Origin of the sequence: Paenibacillus mesophilus (genome assembly GCF_005938385.1) — a bacterium.
In the GTDB taxonomy this organism is placed as follows: domain Bacteria; phylum Bacillota; class Bacilli; order Paenibacillales; family NBRC-103111; genus Paenibacillus_AB; species Paenibacillus_AB mesophilus.
Genome location: NZ_VCRA01000007.1, coordinates 79,303 through 105,180 on the forward strand (window position 1 = coordinate 79,303; position 25,878 = coordinate 105,180).

General features: G+C 55.8%; 20 protein-coding genes. 5 read left to right on the plus strand and 15 right to left on the minus strand.

Translation table 11 applies throughout. The annotated features are described in order from the left end of the window. Positions 1-33: 33 nt before the first annotated feature. Positions 34-1,005 (minus strand): zinc-dependent alcohol dehydrogenase, encoded by a 972-nt coding sequence (locus FE783_RS14840; RefSeq protein ID WP_138880163.1) that lies wholly within the window; start codon positions 1,003-1,005, stop codon positions 34-36. A 218-nt stretch (positions 1,006-1,223) separates the two neighbouring features. On the opposite strand from FE783_RS14840, the gene FE783_RS14845 reads away from it, so the two are divergent. From FE783_RS14845 to FE783_RS14860, 4 genes are all read left to right on the plus strand, one after another. Then, positions 1,224-2,120, plus strand: a complete 897-nt coding sequence (locus FE783_RS14845; protein ID WP_138880164.1) for a helix-turn-helix domain-containing protein — start codon at positions 1,224-1,226, stop codon at positions 2,118-2,120. A 294-nt stretch (positions 2,121-2,414) separates the two neighbouring features. Further along, positions 2,415-4,097 (plus strand): hypothetical protein, encoded by a 1,683-nt coding sequence (locus FE783_RS14850; protein WP_138880165.1) that lies wholly within the window; start codon positions 2,415-2,417, stop codon positions 4,095-4,097. Between the two features lie 26 nt (positions 4,098-4,123). Continuing rightward, positions 4,124-5,461 (plus strand): ABC transporter substrate-binding protein, encoded by a 1,338-nt coding sequence (locus FE783_RS14855; protein WP_138880166.1) that lies wholly within the window; start codon positions 4,124-4,126, stop codon positions 5,459-5,461. A 106-nt stretch (positions 5,462-5,567) separates the two neighbouring features. Further along, on the plus strand, positions 5,568-6,293 hold the full coding sequence (locus FE783_RS14860; RefSeq protein WP_138880167.1) for an SGNH/GDSL hydrolase family protein: 726 nt from the start codon (positions 5,568-5,570) through the stop codon (positions 6,291-6,293). Positions 6,294-6,346: 53 nt separating this feature from the next. Here FE783_RS14860 and FE783_RS14865 read toward each other — a convergent pair whose 3' ends face one another. The 9 genes from FE783_RS14865 to FE783_RS14905 all read right to left on the minus strand — a co-directional run bounded on the left by FE783_RS14865 (position 6,347) and on the right by FE783_RS14905 (position 19,802). Next, positions 6,347-8,353, minus strand: coding sequence for a hypothetical protein (locus FE783_RS14865; RefSeq protein WP_138880168.1), 2,007 nt, complete (start codon positions 8,351-8,353; stop codon positions 6,347-6,349). A 16-nt stretch (positions 8,354-8,369) separates the two neighbouring features. Further along, entirely contained in the window at positions 8,370-10,487 is a 2,118-nt protein-coding gene (locus tag FE783_RS14870; RefSeq protein WP_138880169.1) for a tail fiber domain-containing protein, read from the minus strand. Positions 10,488-10,593: 106 nt separating this feature from the next. Then, the gene (locus FE783_RS14875; RefSeq protein WP_138880170.1) at positions 10,594-11,928 is read right to left on the minus strand and encodes an ABC transporter substrate-binding protein; all 1,335 of its coding nucleotides are present in this window, start codon (positions 11,926-11,928) and stop codon (positions 10,594-10,596) included. A gap of 539 nt (positions 11,929-12,467) precedes the next feature. After that, positions 12,468-13,298, minus strand: a complete 831-nt coding sequence (locus FE783_RS14880) for a helix-turn-helix transcriptional regulator (RefSeq protein WP_138880171.1) — start codon at positions 13,296-13,298, stop codon at positions 12,468-12,470. A 123-nt stretch (positions 13,299-13,421) separates the two neighbouring features. Then, positions 13,422-15,176, minus strand: coding sequence for a hypothetical protein (locus FE783_RS14885; protein ID WP_138880172.1), 1,755 nt, complete (start codon positions 15,174-15,176; stop codon positions 13,422-13,424). 51 nt (positions 15,177-15,227) lie between these two features. Then, the gene (locus tag FE783_RS14890) at positions 15,228-16,508 is read right to left on the minus strand and encodes an ABC transporter substrate-binding protein (protein ID WP_158301809.1); all 1,281 of its coding nucleotides are present in this window, start codon (positions 16,506-16,508) and stop codon (positions 15,228-15,230) included. A gap of 332 nt (positions 16,509-16,840) precedes the next feature. Further along, positions 16,841-17,830, minus strand: coding sequence for an NAD(P)-dependent oxidoreductase (locus FE783_RS14895; protein WP_202916197.1), 990 nt, complete (start codon positions 17,828-17,830; stop codon positions 16,841-16,843). 1 nt (position 17,831) lies between these two features. Next, complete coding sequence (locus FE783_RS14900; protein WP_138880174.1) at positions 17,832-18,671, minus strand: DUF6807 domain-containing protein; 840 nt, start codon at positions 18,669-18,671, stop codon at positions 17,832-17,834. A 9-nt stretch (positions 18,672-18,680) separates the two neighbouring features. Then, the gene (locus tag FE783_RS14905) at positions 18,681-19,802 is read right to left on the minus strand and encodes a Gfo/Idh/MocA family protein (protein ID WP_138880175.1); all 1,122 of its coding nucleotides are present in this window, start codon (positions 19,800-19,802) and stop codon (positions 18,681-18,683) included. A 157-nt stretch (positions 19,803-19,959) separates the two neighbouring features. On the opposite strand from FE783_RS14905, the gene FE783_RS14910 reads away from it, so the two are divergent. Continuing rightward, entirely contained in the window at positions 19,960-21,156 is a 1,197-nt protein-coding gene (locus FE783_RS14910) for a XylR family transcriptional regulator (protein ID WP_138880176.1), read from the plus strand. Between the two features lie 13 nt (positions 21,157-21,169). Here the strand turns inward: FE783_RS14910 and FE783_RS14915 are convergent, their stop codons facing one another. The 5 genes from FE783_RS14915 to FE783_RS14935 all read right to left on the minus strand — a co-directional run bounded on the left by FE783_RS14915 (position 21,170) and on the right by FE783_RS14935 (position 25,860). Then, positions 21,170-21,991 carry an AraC family transcriptional regulator gene (locus FE783_RS14915; RefSeq protein WP_138880177.1) on the minus strand — a complete coding sequence of 274 codons (822 nt, stop codon included), beginning with the start codon at positions 21,989-21,991 and terminating at the stop codon, positions 21,170-21,172. 182 nt (positions 21,992-22,173) lie between these two features. Beyond that, entirely contained in the window at positions 22,174-22,443 is a 270-nt protein-coding gene (locus FE783_RS14920) for a DUF1294 domain-containing protein (RefSeq protein WP_138880178.1), read from the minus strand. 1 nt (position 22,444) lies between these two features. Beyond that, on the minus strand, positions 22,445-22,918 hold the full coding sequence (locus tag FE783_RS37560) for a RidA family protein (protein ID WP_158301810.1): 474 nt from the start codon (positions 22,916-22,918) through the stop codon (positions 22,445-22,447). A gap of 236 nt (positions 22,919-23,154) precedes the next feature. Next, positions 23,155-24,738 carry an N-acyl-D-amino-acid deacylase family protein gene (locus FE783_RS14930; RefSeq protein ID WP_138880180.1) on the minus strand — a complete coding sequence of 528 codons (1,584 nt, stop codon included), beginning with the start codon at positions 24,736-24,738 and terminating at the stop codon, positions 23,155-23,157. A 24-nt stretch (positions 24,739-24,762) separates the two neighbouring features. Next, entirely contained in the window at positions 24,763-25,860 is a 1,098-nt protein-coding gene (locus tag FE783_RS14935) for an alanine racemase (RefSeq protein WP_138880181.1), read from the minus strand. Between the last annotated feature and the right edge of the window lie 18 nt (positions 25,861-25,878).

The window sequence follows — 25,878 nt, forward strand, 5'->3', positions numbered from 1 at the left end:
GTGCCCTCCGTATCACTCGGGATGACGAGCCGTTCACTCTCCCGGAATGAAGCAAATTTTGACCGCTTCCTGCCTTCTCAGCATCTCCACGCCCCGGCTGTACTCCGCAAGCGGCAGCTCGCAGCTGATCAGCGGCTCGAAATCGAGCTTGCCGTTCACGATCAGCGCAAGCGCATACTCCGCCGCTTCCCGGAAATGGCCGGGATATCCGATGACGCTTAACCCTTGATGACGCAGCGTGTAATCGTCGCGCTGTACCGCAAATAACGCCACCGCCGTATTCGTGCGGTCCATAATATTACGCACCGCCTGAGGATATCCGACGCAATCGATCGCCAGGTCGAGCGCCCCGGGCTTGCCCCGCTTCGCGAGCTCCTCCGATTCCGGCTCGCAGCAATATGTCGCTCCGAGCTGAATCGCAAGCTCTCTTCTTTGCGGATTCGGATCGAGTCCGATTACTTCCGCCGCCCCTTCGGCCAGCAGCATCTGCACGGCGATCAATCCCGCCGGTCCGAGACCGTTCACGCCGCACCGGCGCCCGCGAATCCCTTCGAACTGCTTCAGCTTCATGACGCTTGCGGCCACGCACATGCCGAGCTCCAGCGAAACCGCTTTGCGAAACGGCACATGCTCGGGGATCGGCAGCAAGTGCTCCTCCTTCATGACCACATACTGGGCGTAGCAGCCCGCTCTATGATGGCCCGCATCCCGCCACGCAGCCACCTTCTGCCCCGCCTTCAGCGTGCAGCCCGGACCCGCCGCCGCGACAATCCCCGCCATCTCGTGACCGGGCTGGCCCGGGGAATAAGGGAAGGCGACGGCCTGCTCGTGCGCGAACATCGGCCTGCCGTAATAAATGTGCAGATCCCACTGGGGGCACGTAGCTACTTCTTTGACCTGTACAAGCAGCTCGCCCGGGCCCGGCTCCGGGATCGGAACTTCGATCAAGTCGGCATGCTCGGCGCCGAAGATTTGCAATGTTTTCATCGTTTGTTTCGCTACCACTCTAGTCACCGCCGTTTTGGATTGTTATTGCTAGCGTTCCATCTAATCATAATGAATGGAGGAGACACGGTCTTTAGAGGATCTATTCCAATACTCGTTCGTCCGGAGGCCGGGAATCCGTTCGGCTTCGCAACGTTCCCCCGGAACGTTTGCACATTATTGACATATCGGCTGCAGCCCTATACCGTAAGGTGTAAATAGGAACGGAGGGAACCGGGATGAATCAGCCTCTCGTATACCGGAGCGACAACTATTTTAGAGCCGGGGAACTGTTCAGCATTATCCGTTTTCACGAACCGAGAAAAGAACACCGCAAGTATCACTCCCATGATTTTGTCGAGATTTGTTATGTGGCGAGCGGCAACGGATATCACATGCTGGACGGCGAAGAGCACCGCGTCACCCGGGGGAATCTATTCATTATCAATTACGACGTCTCCCACGCCTTCCACCGCGAGGATAACGAACATCTCGTCATTTACAACATTTTGTTCAAGCCCGGATTTGTCGACGAATCTTTGATTGATTTCAACGATTTCAACAGCTTGTCGTTGTCTTATTTGTTCAACGGCCTGCTGGATAAGCCGTTCCATCCGAACCTGGCGTTATCGTTCGACGAAATACAGGAATTCGAGGCGCTTATCGATAAAATATATACCGAATACAATGAACAGCGATCCGGCTACATCTCAATTATCCGCGCCTTCGTCATTGAGCTCATTATTCTTATGATGCGCTGCTTCGACCGTTGTCCCGGCAACAGGGAAATGAACAGAAGACTGGACGTCATCAACGCGGCGATAGATTATTTGCGGGAAAACTACACAAGCTCGTTCAGCTTGGGGAGTCTTGCGTCCAAATCGTTTTTCAGCAAAAACTATTTCTGCAAGCTGTTCAAAGAAACGGTGGGAATGACGGTCACCGAGTACGTCCAGAAGCTGCGGATCGAGGAAGCATGCAAAATGATGGAAAACTCGAACAAGAAAATTACGGAAATTTCAATGGATACCGGGTTCGCCGATTATAAATCGTTTTATACAGCATTTACGAAACGGGTCGGCATGACACCGAGCGAATACCGGAAACGTATAGAAGAGGCCGCGGTCAAGCCTTGATTCGCGTTAACCCGTTACTAGCACGGACGATGCCTTATAGCGAAAAAGACGAAGCACGCCTCCGATCCATCGGTTCGGGGGCTGTTTGACCATGTCCGGATCGGATAATATTTACCATCTATCCAAGAACATACGCCATATAAATTCGAAATGTCTGCATGTATCTTAATGTTATATACGTTCGAGGGGGTAACCGCCATTTGATTGAAGCAGCCCGATGAAAGAAACGTGCATACGCTTACCCCATCGCTTTTTCTTTGAAAGCGCTGTCTATTCGTAAGGAGGGATGATTCGATGGAGAAAGAGAAGTCCGACCGCAAGATGAGCAGGAGAAAAGTGTTAACCTTGGGCGCGGCGGGCGCCGCAGCGGTTACGGGAACTTTGTTAAGCAGAGACATAACGCTCGGATACGGCGTGACGGACAACGTGTACGGCAGCGAAGCGGGCATTCGGCGGATTGCCGGAGAAGTTGTGCAGGAGTACGCGCAGGAAGTCGAGGCAGAGCTGGCGGATATAGAGTCGGAGATGGAACTGCGAGGAGTGAATGCCGCGAAGCTCGGAGTGAAAGGAGACGGCACGGACGAATCTGCCGCATTGCGATACGCGATCCAATACGCGGCCGACCGCCATCTGACGCTGCTCATTCCGAAATGGATGACCGTCAGCGTAGATACGATTACGATCACAGGCAAACAAAATTTCGGCATTCGCTGCGAAGGCTGGATACGAAGATTGGATAACTCCCCTACGGTCGGTTCCTTATTGAAGCTGGATTCCTGCTCCGGCGTCTGTATGCCCGAAATCCGTTTCGACGGTAACGGCTTGAATAACGGCTGCATCGAAAATGTCGCCTATACCGTCAATCAGGAGCAGAAGCATTGCCTTGTCCTATTGAATTGTCTGGACGTTACGATCGACCGGATCCATTGTGAGAACCCTTGCGGAGACGGCATCTATATTTCGGGCGGCTCCAAAAATGTGAAGCTGAACACGGTTACGGGACAAGCGGACGCGCAAATCGGCAGAAACCTCGTATCGATCATTAATGCCCAAAATATATGGATCGACTATTTGTACAGCGACAACATCGGCCATTACGATATGCCGGGAGGGTTCGATATCGAGCCTAACGCTTCGACTGAAACGGTACGCAACGTTTTCGTAAATTGTATGAATATTACGAGCGGCGGCACGAATCCCTGCTCCGTGCTGGGTACGAACAACGCCTTGGTAGAAAACATATTTCTCGGTAAAGTCAATCTCGTTCGCACGAACGTCGTTCAGCCTTCAACCGAGATTACGAGCGTCTACATATCCGCCTCCAACGTCCATATTGGTCAGTTGAGCGTCGTCAATAAAACGGCTCACAACATTTCGTTCCTTACTTTGAACAAGCAAGGGCTGACACCAAAAGGGATAACGATTCACGACGCTTACAGCGAGGGGTGCTACAGGGGCATTCAAGTCGGCTTCGGATCGAATGCGGTCGAAAATGTTCAGGTCAAGGCAACGATCAGAAATTGCAAGCACGACGGAATCTTTATGGGAACCGCGAAAAATGTGAAGCTCGACGTCGATATCGACAGCGTCGGGGCCGACCGGTTCATGCTGAACAAGCCCGCGGGCGGCGGAGTATGCGACAACATTTACATCACCGGAAACTTCTCGAAACGCGGAACGGGACTCAAGGCGATGATCATCGGTGACGTTCCCGCCAATGTGGTGAATTGGACGCTCGAGAACGTCGACTTTACGGGATGGGGCAACAACCAGCGCTTGTACGGCGGAGGCTTCCAAGGCTCCGTCCACAAAATCAATTGCCGGAATTTGACTCACCTGACGGCTCTGCCGGCATTCGAGCAATTTAAGCAGGGCGACCTGATTTGGAATATCGGGACCGATCCCGATGTTTCATACTGGAGAAGGCTGACGAACGGAACGGGAAATGCGCTGAATACGGACTGGAAAGCGTACTGATATTACGATTACGATGGAGGTCACCTATGTCAAAGAAAAGCATGATCGCCGCTATGCTGGCACTATCGTCATTAATCGGCTGCAGCAGTGGAGGAAGCGGCAGCGCCGGAGCAGGACAAGACACAGGCGGCAAGGCCGACGTCAAGCCGAAGGCCGACGAGCCGGTCGAGCTCATCTTCCATTCCAACAACGGAGGAAACGTGGAGCAGTTCGACAGCAAATACGGGAACGATCTGAGGAAGAAGTTTCCGAATTATACGATCAAATATATTCCCGACGCCAAAGGCACTTCGCTCCCCGAATTGATGGCCGCGAATCAGCGGGTCGATATTTTGTACAACGTGCTCGATGCCGCCTTGCAGCCTTTGATCGAATATAATTTGCAGTACGACATGACCGATCTCGCCAAGAAGCACCAAGTCGACTTGACGGTATTCGAGCCCACGGTCATCGATGCGATCCGGAATTCAAGCGGCGGCAAGCTTTATATGCTCCCGACGGAAAATCAGGTTCTCGTGCTGTTTTACAACAAAGGCATTTTCGACAAGTTCGGCGTTCCTTATCCGAAGGACGGGATGACCTGGGATGAGGCGAATGAGGTGGCCAAGAAATTGACGCGCAGAGAAGGCGACAAGCAATATTTGGGCATCTTTAACGCTGCACCCGCCATCATGTTTAAGACGAACCAGTTCTCCGAGCCTTATCTCGATCCGAAAACGGGCAAATCGACGTTCGAGCGGGAATCGTGGAAGAAGCTCATTCAGACGCTGTTCCTCGATCCGGCGAAAAGTCAAGGCTATGCCGAGCGGATCGCCGAGCTGAAGCGGATGCCCAACCGGCTCGACTTTACGAATACGCAGGAGATCGCCATGTTTGCGTTCCAGTACGGATTTCCGCTCGCGGTGCCGAAAGATTTGGAGAAAATCGACTGGGATCTGGTGTCGCTGCCGACGTTCAAGGAGCAGCCCGGCATCGGTTCGCAATCCGCCTCGGTCAGCATCGGCATCACCTCGATCGCCAAAAACAAAGATGCAGCCATGGAAGTCATCAAATATTTGACGTCGGCGGAATACCAGATGGAAATATCGAAGAAAGGCGTCATGTCCGCCCGGACGGACGAAGCGATCAAGAAAGCCTTCGCCCAAGACAGCCCGAACAAAGGGAAGAACTGGAAAGCGGTATATTACAATAAAATCGCTCCCATCTCGTCCAAATCGCCATACGAGTTGAAGGTCGAGAACTTGTACGGCGCGGCCGTGATGGATATCGTGACCGGCAAGTCGGACTTGAACACCGCTCTTCGCGAGACGGCGGAGAAGGCCGACAAAGCCGTGGCCGAAGAAAAGCAAAGCAAGAATAAGTAAAGCGAAAACGGCGGGTTTGGTCAATAGAGTGCAACGACAAGAGACTTCCCGTAGGTTAAGATGGTAAAGTGTACAATGCATAACCGAATGGGAGGAAAACAAGCGCATGTACGAGTTTACTAGACTATACGGCCGCCTTCAGGAAAAAGCGGCTAACCCGGCCGCCAGGCCGGTGATCTATGTTGCCATCGGCGACAGCGTTACGCAGGGCTGCTGCGAGGATGGCGCAGTCGAACACGAGCAAGTGTACCACCAGTTGCTCCGGCTGCGCGTGGCGAAGCGATACCCGAACAGCATCTTCAATGTCATCAATTCAGGGGTATCGGGAGACAGCGCCGCCCGGTCGAGAGACAGATGGGAGCGGGACGTTCTGTGCTATAAGCCGGACCTGGTGACGATCAAGTTCGGCTTGAACGACGCCCACGGCGGCGTGAAAGGGATCGAGCCGTATATCGGCGCAATTCGCGATCTCGTCCGGCAGATCAAGGAGCAGACCGAAGCCGACATATTGCTCATTACGCCCAGCATGATGATGAAGCGGGAGAACGAGTTCATCTCGGCCGGCCATCAGCACCACATCCCGACGTTCAAAGCTCTGTACGAAGCCGGACATCTGCTCCGCTACGTCGAAGCATTGCGGGCGTTCGCATCGGCCGCCGGATTGCCGCTGCTCGACGTATATGCGATGTGGGAGAAAATGGAGGCGGACGGGGTCGATATTCATAATCGGCTGTCCAACGGCATCAATCATCCCGATCGGCTGTTCCATGCGCAATTCGCGGAGGCGCTGGAAGAAGCGCTGTTCGCGGGAGCGAAGCAGCCTATATCTTAATGAGAGGGCGACCGAGCCGGCATGTCCGGCCCGGCCGTCCTTTCTCTTCCTTATCAGGAATCGGTCAAACAAAGCAGGCTGTTATGGTAAGCTTGCGCGTCCTCCAGCCGGTCGAACTGAACCGCCTGCCAGTCGGCAACGCGGACGAGGGAAGAGACGGTCCCGGCCGAGAACGTCAGCGCGATCCGGTTCGTTCCTTTCGCCACCGCTTGCGCAAGCGTCGAGATGCAGCGCCAACGCGCCTGAATATCCGCATCGAAATCGTTGGTGAGTGCGATTCCGCCCGATTGCTTGATAGCCGTCTTCACATCCCCGGACATATTCTTGACATGGACGCTGGCGACGATGTATTTTCCCGGCGTCAACGTGTAGGGAGCGGTCATCGTTACGGTTGTAGCCGCGGGAATCGTATATTCGGCGGACGAAGCGTGCAATACGCCGTCGGCGACTTGCGTCGACGTAATGGACGGGTGCGAGACGCTCGGTATGGACGCGGTGCCGCCGAACGATTGGTGCTGTGCATCGGCTCCGAAGTCCTGATGCGCAGTCGCAGCCCGCAGTGGCGTCCAAGCTCCTCCCCGCGCGGTTTTGTGCGGCGCCCCGATCGAAGTGACGAGCATGTTTTGTGGACGGCCGTACTGGGAATTGTCCCGCTCCGACTGGAGCACGCTATCCGCATCTACGGATACGCGCAGCCGGGTCACGCCGGTAATGTCGGATAGCTGGCACTCCGTCATCTTCAGGGAGGAGTTGATCAGCTCGATCGTTTCCATCAAAAGTCCCGACAGCCTGGCGTTGCGGACATTAGTCAAGCTGATTTCATACGGAACGCGCATCGTCCCGTCGATATTTACCGGCGCACCGGTGCCGGCCACCCGCTCGAACCAGCCGCCGCGAAAATCGATGCTGCCCGTCGCGATGCCATTCGTGTTGCCGCCGGTGGCAAGCAGTCCGAAACCGTTTACATATTCGTGAATACAGCCGTCGAAGACGAGATCGAGCGATGAGCCGGAACGGGTAGACATATCGTACCGGTAACAGGCTTTGGCAATGTTCGGTCCCATATGGCAGCGGATATAGTGGTCGTTCCCTTCGTGCATGGACGGATCGGTATTGACCGAGGTGGACCATACGCCGTAATCGGAGGCGATTACGGTCAACTCGCGGAACACGTTGCCGATATTGCCCTGAGGCTTGCGGACGGCCGCCATGCAGTTGGCGAACAAAATGCGCGCGAATTCGTACCGGCCGACGAAACGGCCGTCCGTCGGCGAATCGGCATAAGTCGGGTAAGAGATCGCCGACGCGCCGCGATTGATGCCGTCGTAGCGGAAGTCCCTCACGAACCGCCAGCGCCAATCCCCCGTCGCAATCCGCCTGCTGAGTGTAATGGCCGGGATCGAGGTGACCGCCGGCGTGATTACGGTACTGTAACCATTGCCTTGCAAGCCTCCGGGGAGCGATACGTTAAACTTGTACGTTCCGTCGCCGAGCCGGAGCGTCGAATCCGGATCGGACGAATCGATACAGGCTTGGACCGCTTCCGTATCGACCGCAGCCGGCTCGTAAGGCTTAGCTCCGAAATCGTCGGCCGTAAACGACACCTCCCCCGCTCCCTTGCATCTTAGCCAACAGCCGTTGCCCGTTCCGGTATGGGCGTACCAAGCCTGCCTCTGCGTCTGGGACGACCAGTCGGACGGAAACGGCGCCGACGGATCGATAATGCTTCCGCCGTTATGCAGCGACCGGCCAATCATCTCATCGAATACGAATACGCCCCCGCCGATGACACTCCCCGCATGATAACCCGCCAATCCGACCATCTTGCCGTGCTGCACCGGGATGGTCAACAAATCCTCCATATACATCGCCGATTCTCCGAATGCTCTTCCATATACCAAGCCCGATACCGTCAAGGCGCTCCCATGAACGGGATTCAGCGTGCCGAAGCCCGCGCCGCAAGCCGCCGCGATCCCGGCCGTACCGATCGTCTGCAGCAGCCTTCTTCTGCTGATCGGCTGCTCTTCGCTCCGATTCGGTTGTTCTTGTTCCGTCCTCATAAGTCATCCTCCCTTATTAAACTCCCTGAGTTTGTTGAATAAATTTTCTCCTTATAGCTTCCAGCAGTATGTTTTGCCATTCGTCATAGCGGACCTGCCACAGATCGCCGAGATTCGCCCCGCCGACGTTCAAGTCGATCGGTTTGCCGCTGTCGTCGGTAAAGATGTCGTGGCATAAAGCGCCGCAATGATTAATGGACGTCACTTTGCCAAGTTCGGCGAGAAACGGCTCCGTGATGACGATCCCGTAATGGTAGCGGTCGGATTCGTTCTTGATCAGTTTGTACTGCACAATCTCGGTATTTAACACGAAATCGCATAGCGGCTGCGGGATGCTGCCCCAATCCTTTTTCATCCTGGCGTCGGAACCGACGATAGGCGCATTGACAACATAGAAATTCGAAATCCTCGTCCCCGATGAACCCAGATTGGACCCGCCGTCGGCTCTCGGCTCGAGCCTTACCGTTCCGCCGCCGGCGGACAGCCTCCATCCGGTCGCCGTACCCGCATCCAAATGCAGCTGATCCAAGGCATACACGGACATGGCGGACGTATTGGGCGTTTTGATCCCGCCAACCTCGACGCCGTCTATCTTCGCTTTCAAGATGGATGAACCGGACTGGGTATTGAGCTCCAATACCGGGTTCAGCGTTCTCGAGTGTAGATTGTTCGAATAAAGATCGCAGCCCGATACAGTGGTTGTTCCTTTTATGGAATCGTTTTTGAATATGGGCGGAGCAAGCGTCGCTTTGTTCTCTTGTCTGAAATTGATGACGGAACAGTCACGGCCGCCGACGTAGAACGGAGCTATAATTGCGTTTACCGGCCTCCCGTCGGCATTCGCGGCATTTTGGTACAAAGTGGAATTGACGACCAATGCACAGCTTTCCGATTTCACTCTAAAAGCGGCGTCGCCGAAGAAAAACCCTATCCCGCCGTTGGGCAGTCCGTCGGCAAGTATGGTCTCGCCGGCTTGCGAATAGTCCTTTCTGGACGGGGAATCGGACTGACACATGTTGATGTGATTATTGGAAGCGTTTATCAAAAATCCGATCCTTTGCTCCCTGCCGCCTGACGTGCCGGGATCTTTGCCGTTCGCATAATAACCGGACCAGCCGTGTATGAACGACAAATGGTTGGACCCGCCGTTGACCTCTGTACCGATCGGGTTGAAAATGGTAATGCCGTTCGTGAAATGCCCGTCGCCGGAATTAACGACCAAACCTTTGGTAAACTCATCGCAATTGGGCGACGAAACAAGCCGGAAATTATTCAATAGCAGCTCATATCCCGGTGCGTTGGTTGTAAAGCAGTCTTTCTTGGTGTTGTATACATAAACGGTGTCCCACACAGCGCCATATATATGACTTACCACAATCCCTTTGCAGTTGAGATTGTTTCCGTCTACTACGATATCTTTAGCGTTGCCGACAAAGTAAGTGCCGTTCGTCTTTAATACAGGCTCGCCGGCCCATGTGCCGACTGCTCGAATATAGAAACATTCCAAGTTAACGTTGTTTTTCAAGACGACGGATGCAGATACTGCGGCGATTTTGCCGCCTGTATTGATGGCGAACGAAGCGTACGTTCTGTTCGGCGACTGGGACGAGTTGCCGGCATTCATGGAGCAGGAGTCGATCGCTTTCTGCACCCGCAGCACATCATCGGTTACGCCATCGAGAACCGCCCCCCAACCGTATACGTTGCCCGTCACCCTGGCTGCGTGTCTTTCGGACGGCAGGAACTCGTAAGTGCCTCTGTCGGTTACGACATCGTAGCCCGAGAAAGAGTTGGGCGTGATCGACGCCACAATGTGCGTGCTGGCTGCGAAATCGCCGCTCGGCTCCCACAAATAAAGAACGCCGTATTCCGTACACAACCGGTCGACTCCTTGAGGAACGGAGCTTCCGCTCGTTACCAAATCGTAACCGTGTCCGTATACTTCTTCTGAAACCGTTTTCTTTTTTCCGAAAACGACATCCGTCATCCCCAGCATTTCCGCCGCGGCCACCGTCGCCCCCGCCGCTCCGAGCGAAGCGAGCAGCTTTCTTCTGCTCAGCTTGGGCCGTACACGCTCTTCCGATTCAGTGAATATCGTCCCATCAGCGATGTCCTGATCCAACTTATCCCGCATCCCCATTCCTCCTTGAAATCGATACGTAAAGCCGTGCTCAATTCCCGAGGCGCGCCTTGTCGGCGCACCCGGGGACTTATGTGATGGCGGCATCGCTTGCCGACGGCTATCTGGCCTTCAGCTCGGCCAATTTTTTGTCCAATTCCTCCTCCGCCCGTTTCAATCCGCTGTTGATATCGGTATTGCCTTTCAACACTTCCATCAGTTGATTTTGTACGATCGTCATCCCTTCGCGGTCGTATATCGTGACCGGCGGAATAACCGGGTACGTCTGGTTGAACAAGCCTTTCAAGTTTTTCCCTTTGGCGGCCGGGTTGTTCTCGAACGCGTGCTCCAATATCGCTTTATCCTTCAGACCGGTAATCCGCCCGTTCTTGGTCGCTTCCAGCTGCACCTCGGGGTCCGTGCTCAGATAAGAAATGATCTGGAACGCCAAATCCGCATGCTTGCCCCCTTGCGGCAGGACGAAGCCGTCGGAGAACAAGCCCGTATTGACGTTAGGCTTATCCTTGAGCGTCGGATACGTGACCATATCCCAGCGGAAGCCTTCCTTCTCCGCCGCGACTATGTCGGAATTTTGCAAATACAGGATTTCCGCGATCATCGCCACGTTCCGCGTCTTCAGAAACTCGTCCCGCGTGCTTATATTTCTTTGACTTTGCGGCATCGGCTCGGGGTACGTCCGCTTCATGAGCTCGAACAACGACTTCCAGCCGTCGGTCGTCACCGCCGCTTTCCCCGTCTTGGCATCGAGATACGGGATTCCCATCTGCATTTGCAGGCGATTCAGCGCGCCCGGCGGACGGAAGCCTATATAGTTCACGCCGTTGTCCGGCCGCGACAGCTTCTTGCCGAGCTCGATCGTCTCGTCCCACGTCATATTGTCTTTCGGGTAGGCGACCCCGAACTTGTCGAAAATGTCCTTGTTGTACTGAAGCGCGAACAAGAGAGTGTTGTAAGGCAAATAATAGATTTGTCCTTGATCCGAGTACGATTTGATGCTGTCCACCAGCTTGGAATCGAACTTGTTGAAATCGAAGCCATGCTTCTTGGCGAGCGGTTGCAAGTCGATCGGCACCTTGAGCGGGGTGAGCAGATGGATGTTGGTCAGGCCTTCCCAAATGATATCGGGAATGTCCCCTGCCGCCAGCAGCTCCTCGATCGTCGTTCCTTTTTCGTTTTTGACGAGCTGCAGCGTCACATGCGGGAATTTTTTCTTGACGAACTGGTTGATGTATTTCTCGAAATCGTCCAGCACCGTATGCGCGTAAAACTTCAGCGTTACCGGCTCTTCCTGCTTAGCCGGCGCTTTCGTCTGCTCCTTCGGCTGTGTCTGTTCATCCGGTTGGGCCGTACTGCCGTTATTCCCCGACCCGCAGCCTGCCGCTAGCACGGCGACCGCTAGCAGCGCCGTGCCTGCTCCGAGCAACTTTTTGTTCATTTGGATATCCCCCTTTGATCCGCCATAGACGGAATTCGGTATACGGTGACTGAAACATGCTGCCGCCGACTGAACTCATTATAAGTAAACGAAATGACGCGGGTCTTTAGAGAATATCTCACAATATTGCGATTTTGCTGCTGTGGTAAACGCTTACTCCATCCGGGTTTTACGGCCCGTTTGCATTTTCTTGACTTCTTGTCCCGGCCGGGCCGGTGCGAGAGCCGGTCTACTGCTTATGAAGACGCAAAAAAGCCCGGACAAGTCCGGGATGAGCTGTTGAGAAATTCTGCAATGAGAGGAAGCAGCGAAGACAGGAGGCAGGGAATGTGCTCCACTTCCGTTAAAATCAAGTTGTCTTATTTGAATATAAGAGGTTACAACTCGATTTAAGCATATCCTTCCGAAGCCAGCTTTGCTTACGCAAAGCTCTCAAGTCAGACGCTTCGCTTTACGCCCATCTCCCTGCCCCCTCTTTGTATTTCAAATTTCTCATTTTGACTTTCACAACAACTTAGGCCCGGACAAATCCAGACTCGTCATGTGGCGCCGCCGCGCCCGCGTTTCTGCTGCTCCCGCCACTGCTGGGGACTGCTGCCGTACTTCTGCTTGAACAGTCTCGAGAAGTAATGAATGCTGTTGAAGCCGGTCGCTTCGGCTATTTGCTGGATGCCCATCTCGGTGTTGGCCAAATAGCTGACCGCGGCGTTCAGCCGGAGCTTGTTCAAATAATGGATCGGCGTGACACCCGCTTCGTTCTTGAAAGCGCGAACGAGATAAGACGGATTCAGATGCACTTTGCGGGCCAAGGCGGTCAAATCGAGCGGGTCGTAGTATTCGGATTCCATTTGCCGGATCAGCCGTTGAATCGATTGTCTCGTCGTCGGATCGTCTTCGGCGGGTGCGTCGCGGTCTTCCCGGAAATATTGCCGGATCAGCAATATCGTCTTCCTGATGTCAAGCAGAACGATTTCCGCTTCGAAGTCGGGGTCGCGCTTGTGGCTGATCAAAGATAAAGTCAACGATTCGAGCGTTTGTCTAATCATCTGCAGCTTGGGCGAGCCGTAGTCCGCGTTTTTCTGCAAGCGATTCCACTCGATCGCCTGCTCGACCGTCAGAAACGACTCGGGGTCGACGGCGTCCAGCTCGATAAACCAGAAGCTTAAGGGGGTCAGGAATCGCAGCCGATGGGGGGTATTCGGCGTAAGCATGAACAGGGACGGAGAAGGGACGTCATATTCGACGCCCATCCAATCCAATACGGTCTCCCCTTGCGTAACATAAAGCATTTCACAGAAAGGATGGATGCCGCCGCTTCTGCCCGACCGGTCGAGAACTTGGTTGTAATGGTTGAAAGACCTAATTCGCAAGGCGATCCCTCCCGTACAGCTATTCCTGTATATACAGGAATTATACGCGAAGGCCGGACGATCCGGCTAGTTCAAAGTCGGAGCCATTATTGTACAAGCAGTAACCGCGCCGCCGACAAAAGTCTAAAGCTTCACTCTCGCTTCGCCGGTCGGCGTTCGGTACACCCTGCCCGCGCCCAAGCTGCCCGCTCCCGCCGAAGCATCGTCCGCGTATACCGGAGCGTGTACGGTCATCCCGTATACGACGGCCGCATTCGCGTAATCCGACAGTAGCGAAGCGGAACCGATCACGTTCGCGAACCCTTCGATCCGCGCATTGTGCTGCCGGCTCTTGAATTTGCAGTACACCGTAGTTTTGGCGGCCATCGCCGGCGTCAGCACGAGTCCGGACGTGACGATGTCGGTGTAAAGTCCGAGCTCCGTATCGCGCACCTTCAAATCGTCCGATTTGCTGGCCATTACCGCATTCGTGCAGGTGCCGATATGCCTGATGCCGACAAATTCGCTACTCAGCGTAGCGAATACGTCGTCGGTAATCGTATCGGCTTCGAAGAACCGGGTAAACGAGATCAGGTTGGTGCAATCCCCGATGAACGTCCCGCCGTCGATAACGACATTGGACCAATCGCCCATGAGCAAGGAACCGATCGCGCCGTATTCCGGGTCGTTATGAAGCGAGAAGCTGCCGATCCGTACATTGGAGCCTCGATCGGATACGAACGCGCCGTGGGGACGGCTGTACTTGACAGACTTGCCACAATTGCGTGCGGCCACCTGATGGACGACATGCTGCATTTTCGAGCCGGGATGCGGATAGCCGGCCGTATTGCCGAACAGCCCGATCACCGTCTCGCACCGCTCCGCAACGACACTGTGGACCACCACTCCGGTGTCCTCCTGATACGTTCCGCCGGCCAGGCACAGCGCCATGTAGCAGTCGATCGCGATTATGCTGGCGATGACGGCTTTTCTACCGCCGTATAGGGACGGATTGACGCCGGCCTCGCACGTAACCGCCCTTCCTCCTTTGCGCGACTTGTCGTGCGCCGCGTTTTTGACCGTAATGCTGCCCGCATGCCATTCCGTATGATTTCTCCGCAAATACAATCCGCCTTGGGCCGGAACATTCCCGCAATCGACCTTCAATTCGGTGATGTGCACGTTTTTGACGCCGGGAACGCCGGTTACCGCCGCGTCATACGTCGTTTGCGCGACAATCTTCAACCAATTCGGTCCGCCGAATGTCGTGTTGTTCCACAGCGTAATCGTCTCGCCGATCCCGTAAGCTCCGCCCGCCCAGTCCAGAACGGCCGTGCCGCCGCCCTGCTTCTTCAACTGCAGCGCCATCGCCTGAAGCTGCGGATACGAATTCGTCGCCCCGTTGTCGCCTTTCGCGCCGTAGCGGGTGGCGAGCAGCCCGCCTGTTTTACGAAGCACCGCTATATTGCCGTTAGCCAGCACATGATCGCCGAAGCCGTCGGGCGTTCCCGAGAAGTCGGCCGGCTGGATGATGTCGTATAACGCTCCGCCAAGCGGTCCGAGCGGCGTCCCCGCCCAGCCCGCATAATAGGAGACGGTTGAAGCGAGCTTCCCGGCCGGTATGTCGGCCAGCTTCATCTCCGCCACATTGTCGAAGCAATAGAGCGGCGAACAGCATTCGTCCGGGCCCGGACCGCCGTATACGGCGCTCATGACGGAGTGGCCGGGGGGTGCCGAACCCGCCGCTCCCGCATAGCCGCCTTCCCCGAACAAGAGACCCGCCGCGGCGGCCGCCCCCGCAACCGAGAGGGAAGCGAGTACTTCCCTCCTGCTTAACGTGCGCCGATCCGCATCGGCTTCCATCGTCCGGGCAATGTCGTCATTCGATTTCGTCGTCATCCTCGTCCCACTCCCCGCTTGCAACAGATTGATTGGACTGCTCGGATTCCATTATTTCTTCTGCTGCTCCAATAACTTGTCCGCCCTGTCGTTCGCATCCCGCAGAGCCGAGTTGATGTCTTTGCCGCCCAATACTTCGTTCAACGCTTTGGCCAATTCGGCTCTGACGATCGAATCGTAGCGGTGGACTTTGTACAGAGGCGCCGATTGCAGCTTGAAGATCGCTTCGATGTTTTTGCCCTTGAGCGACTGCAGGTTCGCCCCGAACACTTTCTGCGGCTCGGTATCGACGAGACTGGAGACGTAGCCGCTGCGGCTTATGTCCATCTGCACTTCTTTGGAGGTCAAGTACGCGATGACCTGGAACGCCGCCTCCTTGTGCTTACTCAGCGACGAGATGCTCAAATTGTGCGAATCGACCTGAAACGACTTGCCCGGCACTTGCTCGTACGTCGGCATCGTAACCATATCCCAGTTCTGGTTGATTCCTTTCTTGAAGTTGTCCTCGAAATTGCCGAGCACGTTCCAGAACGCGGACATCGCCACCGTTCCTTTGTAGAAGTCCGTCATGTTGTTGCCGCGGCTGTTGCCCGGTATAGTATATATCGTCCTCAAGTTGTCAAGCGCGAGCCCGAAACGCTCCGCTTCGAGATTCGCTTTGCCGTCGGCCTTCACAAACGGGGTTGTCAGCTGGGAAACCGCCGAGTACGAGTCGCTCGCGTCCAATCCTTTGTAATTGACGCCGCCGTCCGTCCGGGTTACTTTGGCCGCGAGCTCCGCCGCCTGCTTCCAGGTCATGCCGTCCTTCGGATAAGGGACGCCGAACTTGTCGAACAAGTCCTTGTTGTAATACAGCACGGCGAAGTTGCGGTAGATCGGCAGCGCGTACAGCTCGCCCTTGTCTCCCCACATTTTGATCGCGTCAATCGCGAGCGGGTCCAGCTTCGTGACGTCGAAGCCGTTCTTTTTCACCAGCTCGTTCAAATCCTGCAGCACGTTCAGATTGATATACTCCGCGTACCAAGGCGTGCTGTTGTAAAGCAAATCCGGGAACGTCCCCGCCGCCACGAGATCCTCGGGCAGCTGCCCCTTCTGCCTGAGCAGAGGCTGCAGCGTAATGTGCGGATACTTTTTGCGCACCGCCTCCACGATCAGATCCTGGATCGGAAAAGCGTTCTGCATATACAAGGTAAGCGTAACCGGCTCCGGCGCCGCCTGCTTCTCCTTGCCTCCCGCCGTATCCGCTCCTTTCGGCGCATCCGCCGCTTTGCCGCATCCGGATGCCGCGACAAGTACGGCCATCAGTGCAGCCATCGGCCAAAAACATCTCATGTTCATTCCCCCTGTGTGATCATCGCTACATCCTTATCATAATGAAACGCCGGGGGGCGGTCTTTAGATGATCCGTGCCTATCGTCGATTTGCGGCCGCGCGGGGAAACCGCTTTCCTGCTGTCGTTTCGCGCCGCCGTTTGCACAAAACTGACATGCGGAACCGGGAGATGGCTCGTACTCCGGTTCCCCCAGTAAAATAACGGTTGTTTGCGAGACTGTGATTAACTGGTGAGTTAAGGAGTGTCTCTTATGCCGATTTCAGAGAGGCCGAGCATAAGCAAAAAGCAGCCGCCATGGCGATTTTTCGCCCAAGACAGCTGCCCCGAATTCTTATTTAAACTGGGCTGCTACAATTTCCGCCCACTTAAAGTTCGCTTCCTTCGTTCTCCCCGCGTTATGCGGCGTATGGACGACATTATGCCGGCCGAGCAGCGGATCGTCCAGCGGCAGCGGCTCGATGTCGAATACGTCAGCGGCGAGACTGAGCTCGTCGGCCAGCACCCTCCTCCGCAGCTCCTCCGTATCGCATATGCCGGCCCGCGTCGCCAGCACGACGATACAGCCTTGCGGCAGCATCCGGATATGCTCCGCGGTCACGATTCCTTTCGTTCCTTCCGTCAGCGGCACCATCGGGACGAATATTTCGGCGTCCTGCACGAGCCTCTCCAAGTACCATTCCTTCCGGCTCCCCGCACGGTGAAAGGCCGGCTCCGCCGCATAGGGATCCCATACCGCGACATCGGCTCCGAGCATGTTGACGAAACTCGCATACCGGCTCGCGATATTGCCCGCTCCCACGATACGCACTCGTTTGCCTTCCACGGTGCCGTTTACGAAGCGGGGATCGTCCCCGAACTGCTGATACTCGTATTTCCATGGTTGCTGGCTCGCAATGATTTCGTGGTGTGTTTGCGGGATGCGTCTTAACGCGCATATCGTAAGCCCGAGGGCGAATTCGGATACGGACTGTCCCCAGTATCCCTCAGAAGGATGAACATATGCGCTTACGCCTCTGTCCTTCAGCTGCGAATACAATTCCTCGGGTCTCCAGACGGCATAATTGTCGGTGCCGATGTAGGCTTCCCGCAAGCTAGTGAATTTGTCCAAACACGAGGTCGTCACAGGAACGGCCAGCGTGACGAGGCGGGTTACTTTCTCGGGTTCCGCAACCGCCTCCGCAAGCGTGCCGATCCAATTTCGAGGCAAGCGAATCAGCTCGAAATCCCCTACCCGTCCGAGAAGCTGCCGCAAGCGATCCGCCGTATAAGGCCACACCTGCTCGAAGCTCGGATGAACGACAATAACATTAGGAATGGTCATGTTACCTCCCGCAAAATGACTTCCATGCTTGTTCGATAAAGGAAGCCTTGATTTGTCCGCAAAATACAACCGCGCGGTATTTGAACGTACGACTCTCGCCCTTGGCCAGCTTCCACTCTCCGGCGATGCAGCAGCTCGGACCTATCCCCAATTGTCCGTCCACGCGCCATGGAACCGGATGCTCCCTATTCCCGGCATGATCCAAGATCGCGATTCCGGCCGGCCCCTCCCGGCCCTCGATCGGCATGCTCACGGCAACCCAGCGGGCTCGCTGCCCTTCCGCATCCGTACTTCGCCGCCCTTCGCTGCTGTATACGTCGCCGCCCGTTTCTTTACGGAAAGGCATTCGAAGAAACAAGCCTCCATAAGGGTATTGTCCGAAGGTGAGGTCGATTTCCGCGGTCAGCCGCCAATTCAGATCCAGCTCATAATAATCGCCGCGGTCGGTGAAGGACCACGTCTGCTCCTCCTGCAGCATCGGTGAACCCGAAGGGTCGCGCCACTCCGTATGCACAGTCCAGGACGCTTCATTGCCGGCTGCCTGGAAATGCTCGATCGGGAGAGGGTGAAACGAGCCGTCTTGATCTTTATTTCCGCCAAGCCCCTCGCTCCAAAACCCGATGCCGTTAACTGCATTCAAGCCGATATATAAACCGTGCTGCCAAGGATGATGAGAAGGTGCATCTTCGGTCAGAATGCCTTTCCCGTCCGGGGCTGCGATCGGATGAATATACGGCCTCTTATTGCTCTCCGCATGCTGGACGATGATAGGATCAGCTCGACCAACCCGGTATATCCGTAAGACGCCGGGCAAATGTTCAACTCGCAGCGTGAAGGACATAGTTCTTGTTCACTCCTTGAATTTGCCATGTTTTCTGAACTGTGGCAAGTATATTGCCGCCCCCCGATTCATGGCGGATTCATGCGCGCATAACCCGGCACATGTCCAATTCGCGGAAGTGTATACGTCGGGAAACGGGCTCCGGTTGTCGACGATGCTCATGACGAATTCATGTACGAGATGAGGGTGAGAACCGCCGTGTCCGCTGCCTTGCGTGAAGGAAAGATGCTTGTTCTCCGAAGCGTCATACACGCCTTGCGTTGTGAATTTGCGAATTTCTTCAGGCAGCCTGTCGGCGTAGTCCGGAATCTTCACGCGCTCTCCGGACTCGCCGGTAAAAACAACCGGCGCTTCCCGCTCCAACTGCTGCCACTCGAAGCTCATCAGGTCTCCATATACGTCAAAGCTCTCCACATATTCCCTGGACGTTTCGAACAAGGAACGCGTAACCTCCATGGCCAGCTCCGAATCGCGCAGCCGGAATAGCGCGGATTCCACCGCGAACGGAGACCCGTACTTCTCCGCCAACCGCGTATCGATTCTGCCCGAGCCCAGGCAATTGACGCTCTCCGCCTCCCGGCCGGCAAGAGCAAGCAGCGGACCGACCGCATGCGTCGCATAGTGCATGGGCGGCAATCCTTCCCAATACCCCGGCCATCCGGCCATCTCCTGCTGATGCGCGCCCCGCAGAAATTGAATGCGGCCCAGTTTCCCTTGGTCCAGCAAATCCTTGACGTACAAAAACTCCCTCGTATAAACGGCTGTTTCCATCATCATGTACTGTTTCCCCGACTGCCGCTGGGCTTCGACGATTCGATGACAGTCTTCTATCGAAGTGGCCATCGGCACGGTGCAGGCGACATGCTTCCCTGCCCGCAGTGCGGCAATGCTCTGCTCCGCGTGGTCGGGAATCGGCGTATTGATATGGATGGCATCGATATCCGGGTCCAACAGCATCTCTTCGTACCGGCTGTATCGTTTCGGAATGCCGAAATGGTCGGCGATTTGTCCGAGCTTCTCCGCGGATCTTTGGCATACCGCCACAAGCTCCGTATAAGGATGCGACTGATAGATCGGAATGAATTCCGCTCCGAATCCCAGCCCCGCGATGCCGACCTTTATAGGCTTCATTCAAGTGATCCTCCCTTCCCGTGCATACCTAAACTATAGCTTCCGCCAGAAGGGAGGTCGATGAGAATTTTCGTACAAATCCTTAGATTTTTTACATCGGATAATCACGGAAAATAGTATACTATAAACCATATAGTCTGATAGAGGAGCTGTACGAGTGAGAAATTTTACAGCTGCGGATGCTACGCGTCGGCAGGAAGAGAAGCCGCAGAAGCATGTCGCTCTGCTGATCGAAACTTCGAACGAATATGCGCGCGGATTGCTCGCCGGAATCAAATCATACATTCGTACGCACCGCCCCTGGTCGATCTACCTGGGGGAGCATAGCCGGCTCGGCACGGATTTGTCTTGGTTGAACGACTGGCGCGGCGACGGCATTCTTGCCCGTATCGAGAATAAAGAAATCGCCGACTATGTTCGGCTCTTGAATGTGCCGACCGTCGATTTGAGCGCGTCGCGCCTACTCCCTGCTTTGCCATGCGTAGAGACGGACGATGAAACGATAGCGCTATGGGCCGCGGAGCATCTTGCCGGCAGGGGCTTGAAGCACTTTGCGTATTGCGGGGATCCGACATTTCCATGGTCCGTCGAACGAGGGAAGCACTTCGAACGGATCGTTCGAGGCAGAGGCCACCCGATCCATCTTTTTCAGCACGAGCTCAAGTCTACGGTCATGGAAGGGAGAATGGCGATGGCCCGGTGGGTCGAACGGCTGCCCAAGCCGATCGGCATTATGGCCTGCTACGACAGCATGGCCCAGTCGCTGCTGGAGGCATGCCGGATTGCAGGCGTCATCGTTCCCGATCAAGTTGCCATTCTGGGAGTGGACAATGACGATTTGCTATGCAACCTGTCTTCCCCGCCCTTATCCAGCATCCGAACGGATACGATGAAAACCGGATACATGGCCGCCTCGCTGCTCGACCGCATGATGTCGGGCGAACGAATCGAACCCCGGGTATGGTCCATACCACCGCTCGAAGTCGTTACGCGCTTATCGACGGATGTCATCGCTGTCGATGACCCCTACGTATCGGCCGCCGTCCAATTTATTCGCGATCATGCTTACGAGGATCTGAAGGTTGAGGACGTGCTGCGTCGCATTCCGCTTTCCCGGAGGTCTCTGGATCATCGTTTTCTGCAAGCTTTGGGCCGAACCCCGCATGAGGAAATCGTCCAAGTTAGGATGAAGCTCGTCATGCGCCTGCTGACCGAAACGGACTGGACGTTGTCCGTCATCGCCGAGCGGTTAAGCTTCAAGCATGCCGAATATATGGGGGCGGCTTTCAAGAAATTTACCGGTCTGTCGCCCGGAGCGTACAGAGAGAAGCATTCCGGAATTCGCCGAGACTGAGGTGGCCTGTGCCTTATTTCCGCTGTGCGAGCCGCCATTGCTGGGGGCTCATTCCGTATTTGCGCTTGAACAGCCTGGAGAAGTAGTGGATGCTGTTGAAGCCGGTCGCTTCCGCGATCTGCTGCACCCCCATCTCGGTGTTGACCAAATAGCTGATCGCCGCGCTTAGCCTCAGCTTGTTCAAATATTGCATCGGCGTTATTCCGGTCTCGCTCTTGAACGCCCGGACGAGATACGAAGAATTCAGGTGCACCCGGTTCGATAAGGCGGTCAGATCGATCGGTTCGTAATAGCTCGTCTCCATATGTCTCATGAGCGTCTGGATAAATTCCCGGTTCGCCTTGTCATTCGGTTCCGCAGACGCATGAAGCCGGTTCCGAAGGTAATTATGGATAAGCCGAATCGTCTTCATGACGTCAAGCTTGACGATTTCGTCGTCATAGTCGGCGCTGCCGCGATATTTATATTCCAGCGATAGGCTTAAGGCGTCGAGCGTCTGCTTGATCGGGCGCAGCTCTTCCGAACTGTAGTCCGCCTCTTTTTGTAATCGATTCCAATAAATAGCCTGCTCGGCGCTCGGACATGCTTCCTGATCCCCGATATCCATCTCGATGTACCAGAAGCTGAAGGGCGTCTGGAAGCGGACAAGCCGATGGGGCGTATTCGGTGTCAGCACATACAAGCTCGGCGACGGGACCTCGTATTCGCCGCCCATCCATTCCAGAACGGCTGTTCCTTGTGCGATGTACAGCATTTCGAAGAAAGGGTGAATGCCGCCGCTTTTCCCCTTATAGCCGGAGTGAAACGTGTGGCGGTTAAACGTTCTGATATGCATGGCGATCCCCCGAAGCTGCGACTTGGGTGTCCGGTCGGTCCGACGTGCCGGACTACTTACATGAATTATAGGTTTCGAGCCGGAAACGGTCAATCCGCATGAAAAACAAGACGACACGAGCAAAACCTCCAACGCCGCACACCGTACGGCTTTGGAGGTTTTATCGTTTCCTTTCGGATCAGTTAACCGAAAGCTTTAATCAACAAACTGATGCACACGATATTGAGCAGCAGCAGAGCCGGGACGCCGAACGTAAACGAAGCGTGCTTCGTCTTATGCCGAAACGACCTCATCCCGATCCATGCGCCCGCTGCGCCGCCAAGCGCCGCGATGAGAAACAAACGTTTCTCCGGCACCCGCCTTTCCTTGCGCACGGCCTTCAGCTTGTCCAAGCCGAACAGGAAAAAACCGACGACGTTGATCGCGAGCCAGTAGAGCAGTATAGCGACCATCTTACGCTTTCAGCGCAACGACGATTTCCACCTCGGTGGAAGCGCCGAGCGGCAGCGTATGAATGCCGAGAGCGGCCCGGGCGTGCTTGCCCGCGTCTCCGAATACGTCGACGAGCACTTGGCTGCCCGCATTCATGATTTCCGGGTGGGCGGTCACTTCTTCCGTACAGCTCAAATATCCCGTTACTTTGACGATTTGCTCCACCCGCTCGAGACCTACTTCCCTCTCCAGCGCCATCAGGCAGTTCAGCACCGAATAAGCGGCGGAGAGCTTGCCTTCTTCGATCGACACATCGGCGCCGATGCGTCCCTTGTACTTCAGTTCACCGGCCGAGAACGCTACGTTTCCGGAGATATAGGCCATCCGGCCGTCCACCCGCACCGGCAAAACGAGCTTGGGCTCTTTTACTGCTGGAGATTCCAGCCACCCCAGCGATTGTTTGACTTGCTCGAACCGTTCATTAACAGTTGACACGATTGCAGCCTCCTTTTGAAGTTCGGTGAATAATTCCACTACAGGTCTGAAATATGCTTCCGATCGCCGTTGCTTCCAGATTTTTTGATACAAGTTGCAATTATCGAGTTCATGATAATTGTCAACAGAATAAGCCCATAATCGGTAAAAATCCGGAAACAAATGCGAACGCTGACGCTTCTCCAGCATCATTTCAGACCTTCCGCTCCATTTTTCACCGGCTTTTAGATCATTGATTATTGGACTATGCGTCCGAAATTTCCCGGTACGATTTGGCCGTCTTTTATCGCAAACCGGCCGTTCACGAGCACATGCTCCACCCCTTCCGGAGTCAAGCGCGGCTCGGCAAACGTGGCCCGGTCGCGTATCCGGGCCGGGTCGAATACGGCGATATCGGCGTAGCATCCCTTGGCAAGCACCCCGCGCCGGGATATGCCGAACCGTTCGGCCGGGAACGCGGTCATTTTGCGAACCGCCTGCTCGAGCGACAGCCAAGCCCGCTCGTACACGTATTCGCGGAATATTTTCGGATAGGAGCCGAAGCCTCTCGGATGCGGACTGACACCGGCATATATGCCGTCCGTACTGACCATATGTAGCGGATGCTTGAACGTATCCTCTAAGTAACCGTACCGCTCTTGCGGCCAATGGAAAATCATCAGCGACGGATACTCGGTATGGACGATCAAATCGCACACGAGGTCGGTCAAGCTGATGCCGAGCTCGTCGCGCACTTCGCCGATCAGCTTCCCTTCCCAATTCCGGATGCCGGCTACCCAGTCCGGCGCCGCCGCGGAAGCGCTCCCGTCCGCCCGCGGCTTGCCGACCGACGCGAAACGTACCCGGTCAAGCGGAAAAGCTTGCTCGATGTGAGCCGCGATTCGCTGACGGAAGCTTCGGTCCGACAACCGGTCCCGGACCTCCTTGGGGTTCCCTTCTTGGGCGTACGGAGGAAGGTTGAGCAGCAAATGCGTGCTCCCCGCCGGATAAGGGTACATATCGAACGTGATGTCCGCCCCTTCCGACGCTCCCCTCTCAAGCTCCGAGGCCGCCATCGGATCGATCGTCAGATGGGAAATGTGGACCGGAATGCCCGCTTGAACGCCGATCGCGAACGTCTCCTCGCAGCCTGTCCGGATATTGTCGCCGTACCCGCGTTGATGAGCGACGTAGATGCCGCCGTATTCGGCGACCGTTCGCGACAACGCGACCAGCTCCCGGAGATCCGCCCGCCGCATCGGCTCGTATTCGAGTCCGGTAGCGAACGCTTTCGCTCCGCGCTCCATCCAATCCCGCGTGAGGCGGGCCATCCGGGCGATCTCCGCATCATCGGCGGGCCGCGTCTCCCAGTTCAGCACGGACTGCCGGATCGAGCCGTGAGGAACTTGCAGGACGAGATTGGAAGGAATGTTACCGCGAAACAACGCGAGCAAATCGTCGATAGACATCGGTTGCGACGGATCGATGCAATCGTCTTCGTAAAACGTCGCCAAGTAATCTTTCATTTCCTTCAATTGCCCGCCGGACAGCGGCGCCCAGGAAAATCCGTCGGGCGAAGCGAGCTGCGTCGTAACGCCCATCCGGAGCGGTGCGTACTGGTCGGGTCCGCCAAGCAGAGCCAGCTCCGAATGCACATGAACGTCGATAAAGCCGGGACATACGACCCGTCCTTCCGCATCGACGATTTCTTCCGCCGCCGCATCGCCCAAGCTGCCTATCGCCTCGATTTCGTCCCCCGTAATGCCAATATCTCCCTTGAACCGCGGCGCTCCCGTACCGTCGACGATCCAGCCGTTTTTGATCAGTCGGTCAAATGCCATATGGAATACGCTCCTCCGCTTCGTTTACCGGTTCTTCCCTCTGCCCAGTACGGGGACGACGGTTTCCAGCTCTCCGTTCCGGAAAGCGAACAGCTCGTCCGCCAAATTGATCGACGGGCATATATGATTCGGAATGATCCGCAGCACGTCTCCGATACGCAGCTCGGAATGTCCCGTCACCTCGATCGTTCCGTGCTCCTCGGACAACGCCCTGAGAGTCAGGTTCGGGTGTCCGATCACATGCCCGTGGCCGCCGTGCTTGAAAGCGTCCGCCGCGAACGTCTTGCTACCGGCGTCGATAATGATCCGGTTCGGCGTTGGACGGGCAACGACCGTAGCGACTACCGTCACGGCGCAATCTTCCTCCTCCGCTCCACCTGCAGCCATGACGAACCGGTCGTTGAACGCGTACATGCCCGGCCGCATTTCCGTCGCATGCGGGATGTCCGGGATGAAGCGGGCGGTTGCGCTTGCTCCGACGCTGATCTCCGGAACGAACAGCCCGAGCTTGTCGAGAAGCGTCCGCGTCTCGTTCAGCAGCTCCGCATCCTCGATCGCCGTCGCTTTGATCTCTTCCACCGTTGGCTTGGCATACGCGTGACCGGTATGGCTCATCAGTCCACGCACTTCCAGATAAGGCAGCTTGGCGATTTCGAGAATCGGCCCGACGCTCTCCTTCACCCCTCTTCCCATCCGGTGAAGCCCGGTATCGACATCTACGTATACCGGAATACGCCGTTTGTGAGCTTCGCCCACGTCATTGATTCCTTTCGCGACGGCGATGTCGTCAAGCCCTACGGTCAGCTTCGCCCGGCCGAGCAGATCGCTGAACCGCTTCAGCTTGTTCCGTCCGACCAGCGGGAAGGCGATCAAAATATCGTCGATGCCGTGATCGGCCATCACCTCGGCCTCCCCCAGCTTCGCCACCGTAATGCCGGCCGCGCCATATTCCATCTGCTTCTTGGCGATGTAGGGGCTCTTGTGCGTCTTCGTATGGGGACGGAGCTTGACCCCCGCTTGCTTGGCAAGCGCCGCCATGCCGCGCAAATTGCGCTCCAGCACCTCGAGGTCCAAGGCGAGGAACGGAGTGTCCGACATCAGCTCGAAATTTTCGTTTATCATACGATCGGCTCCCTTCTC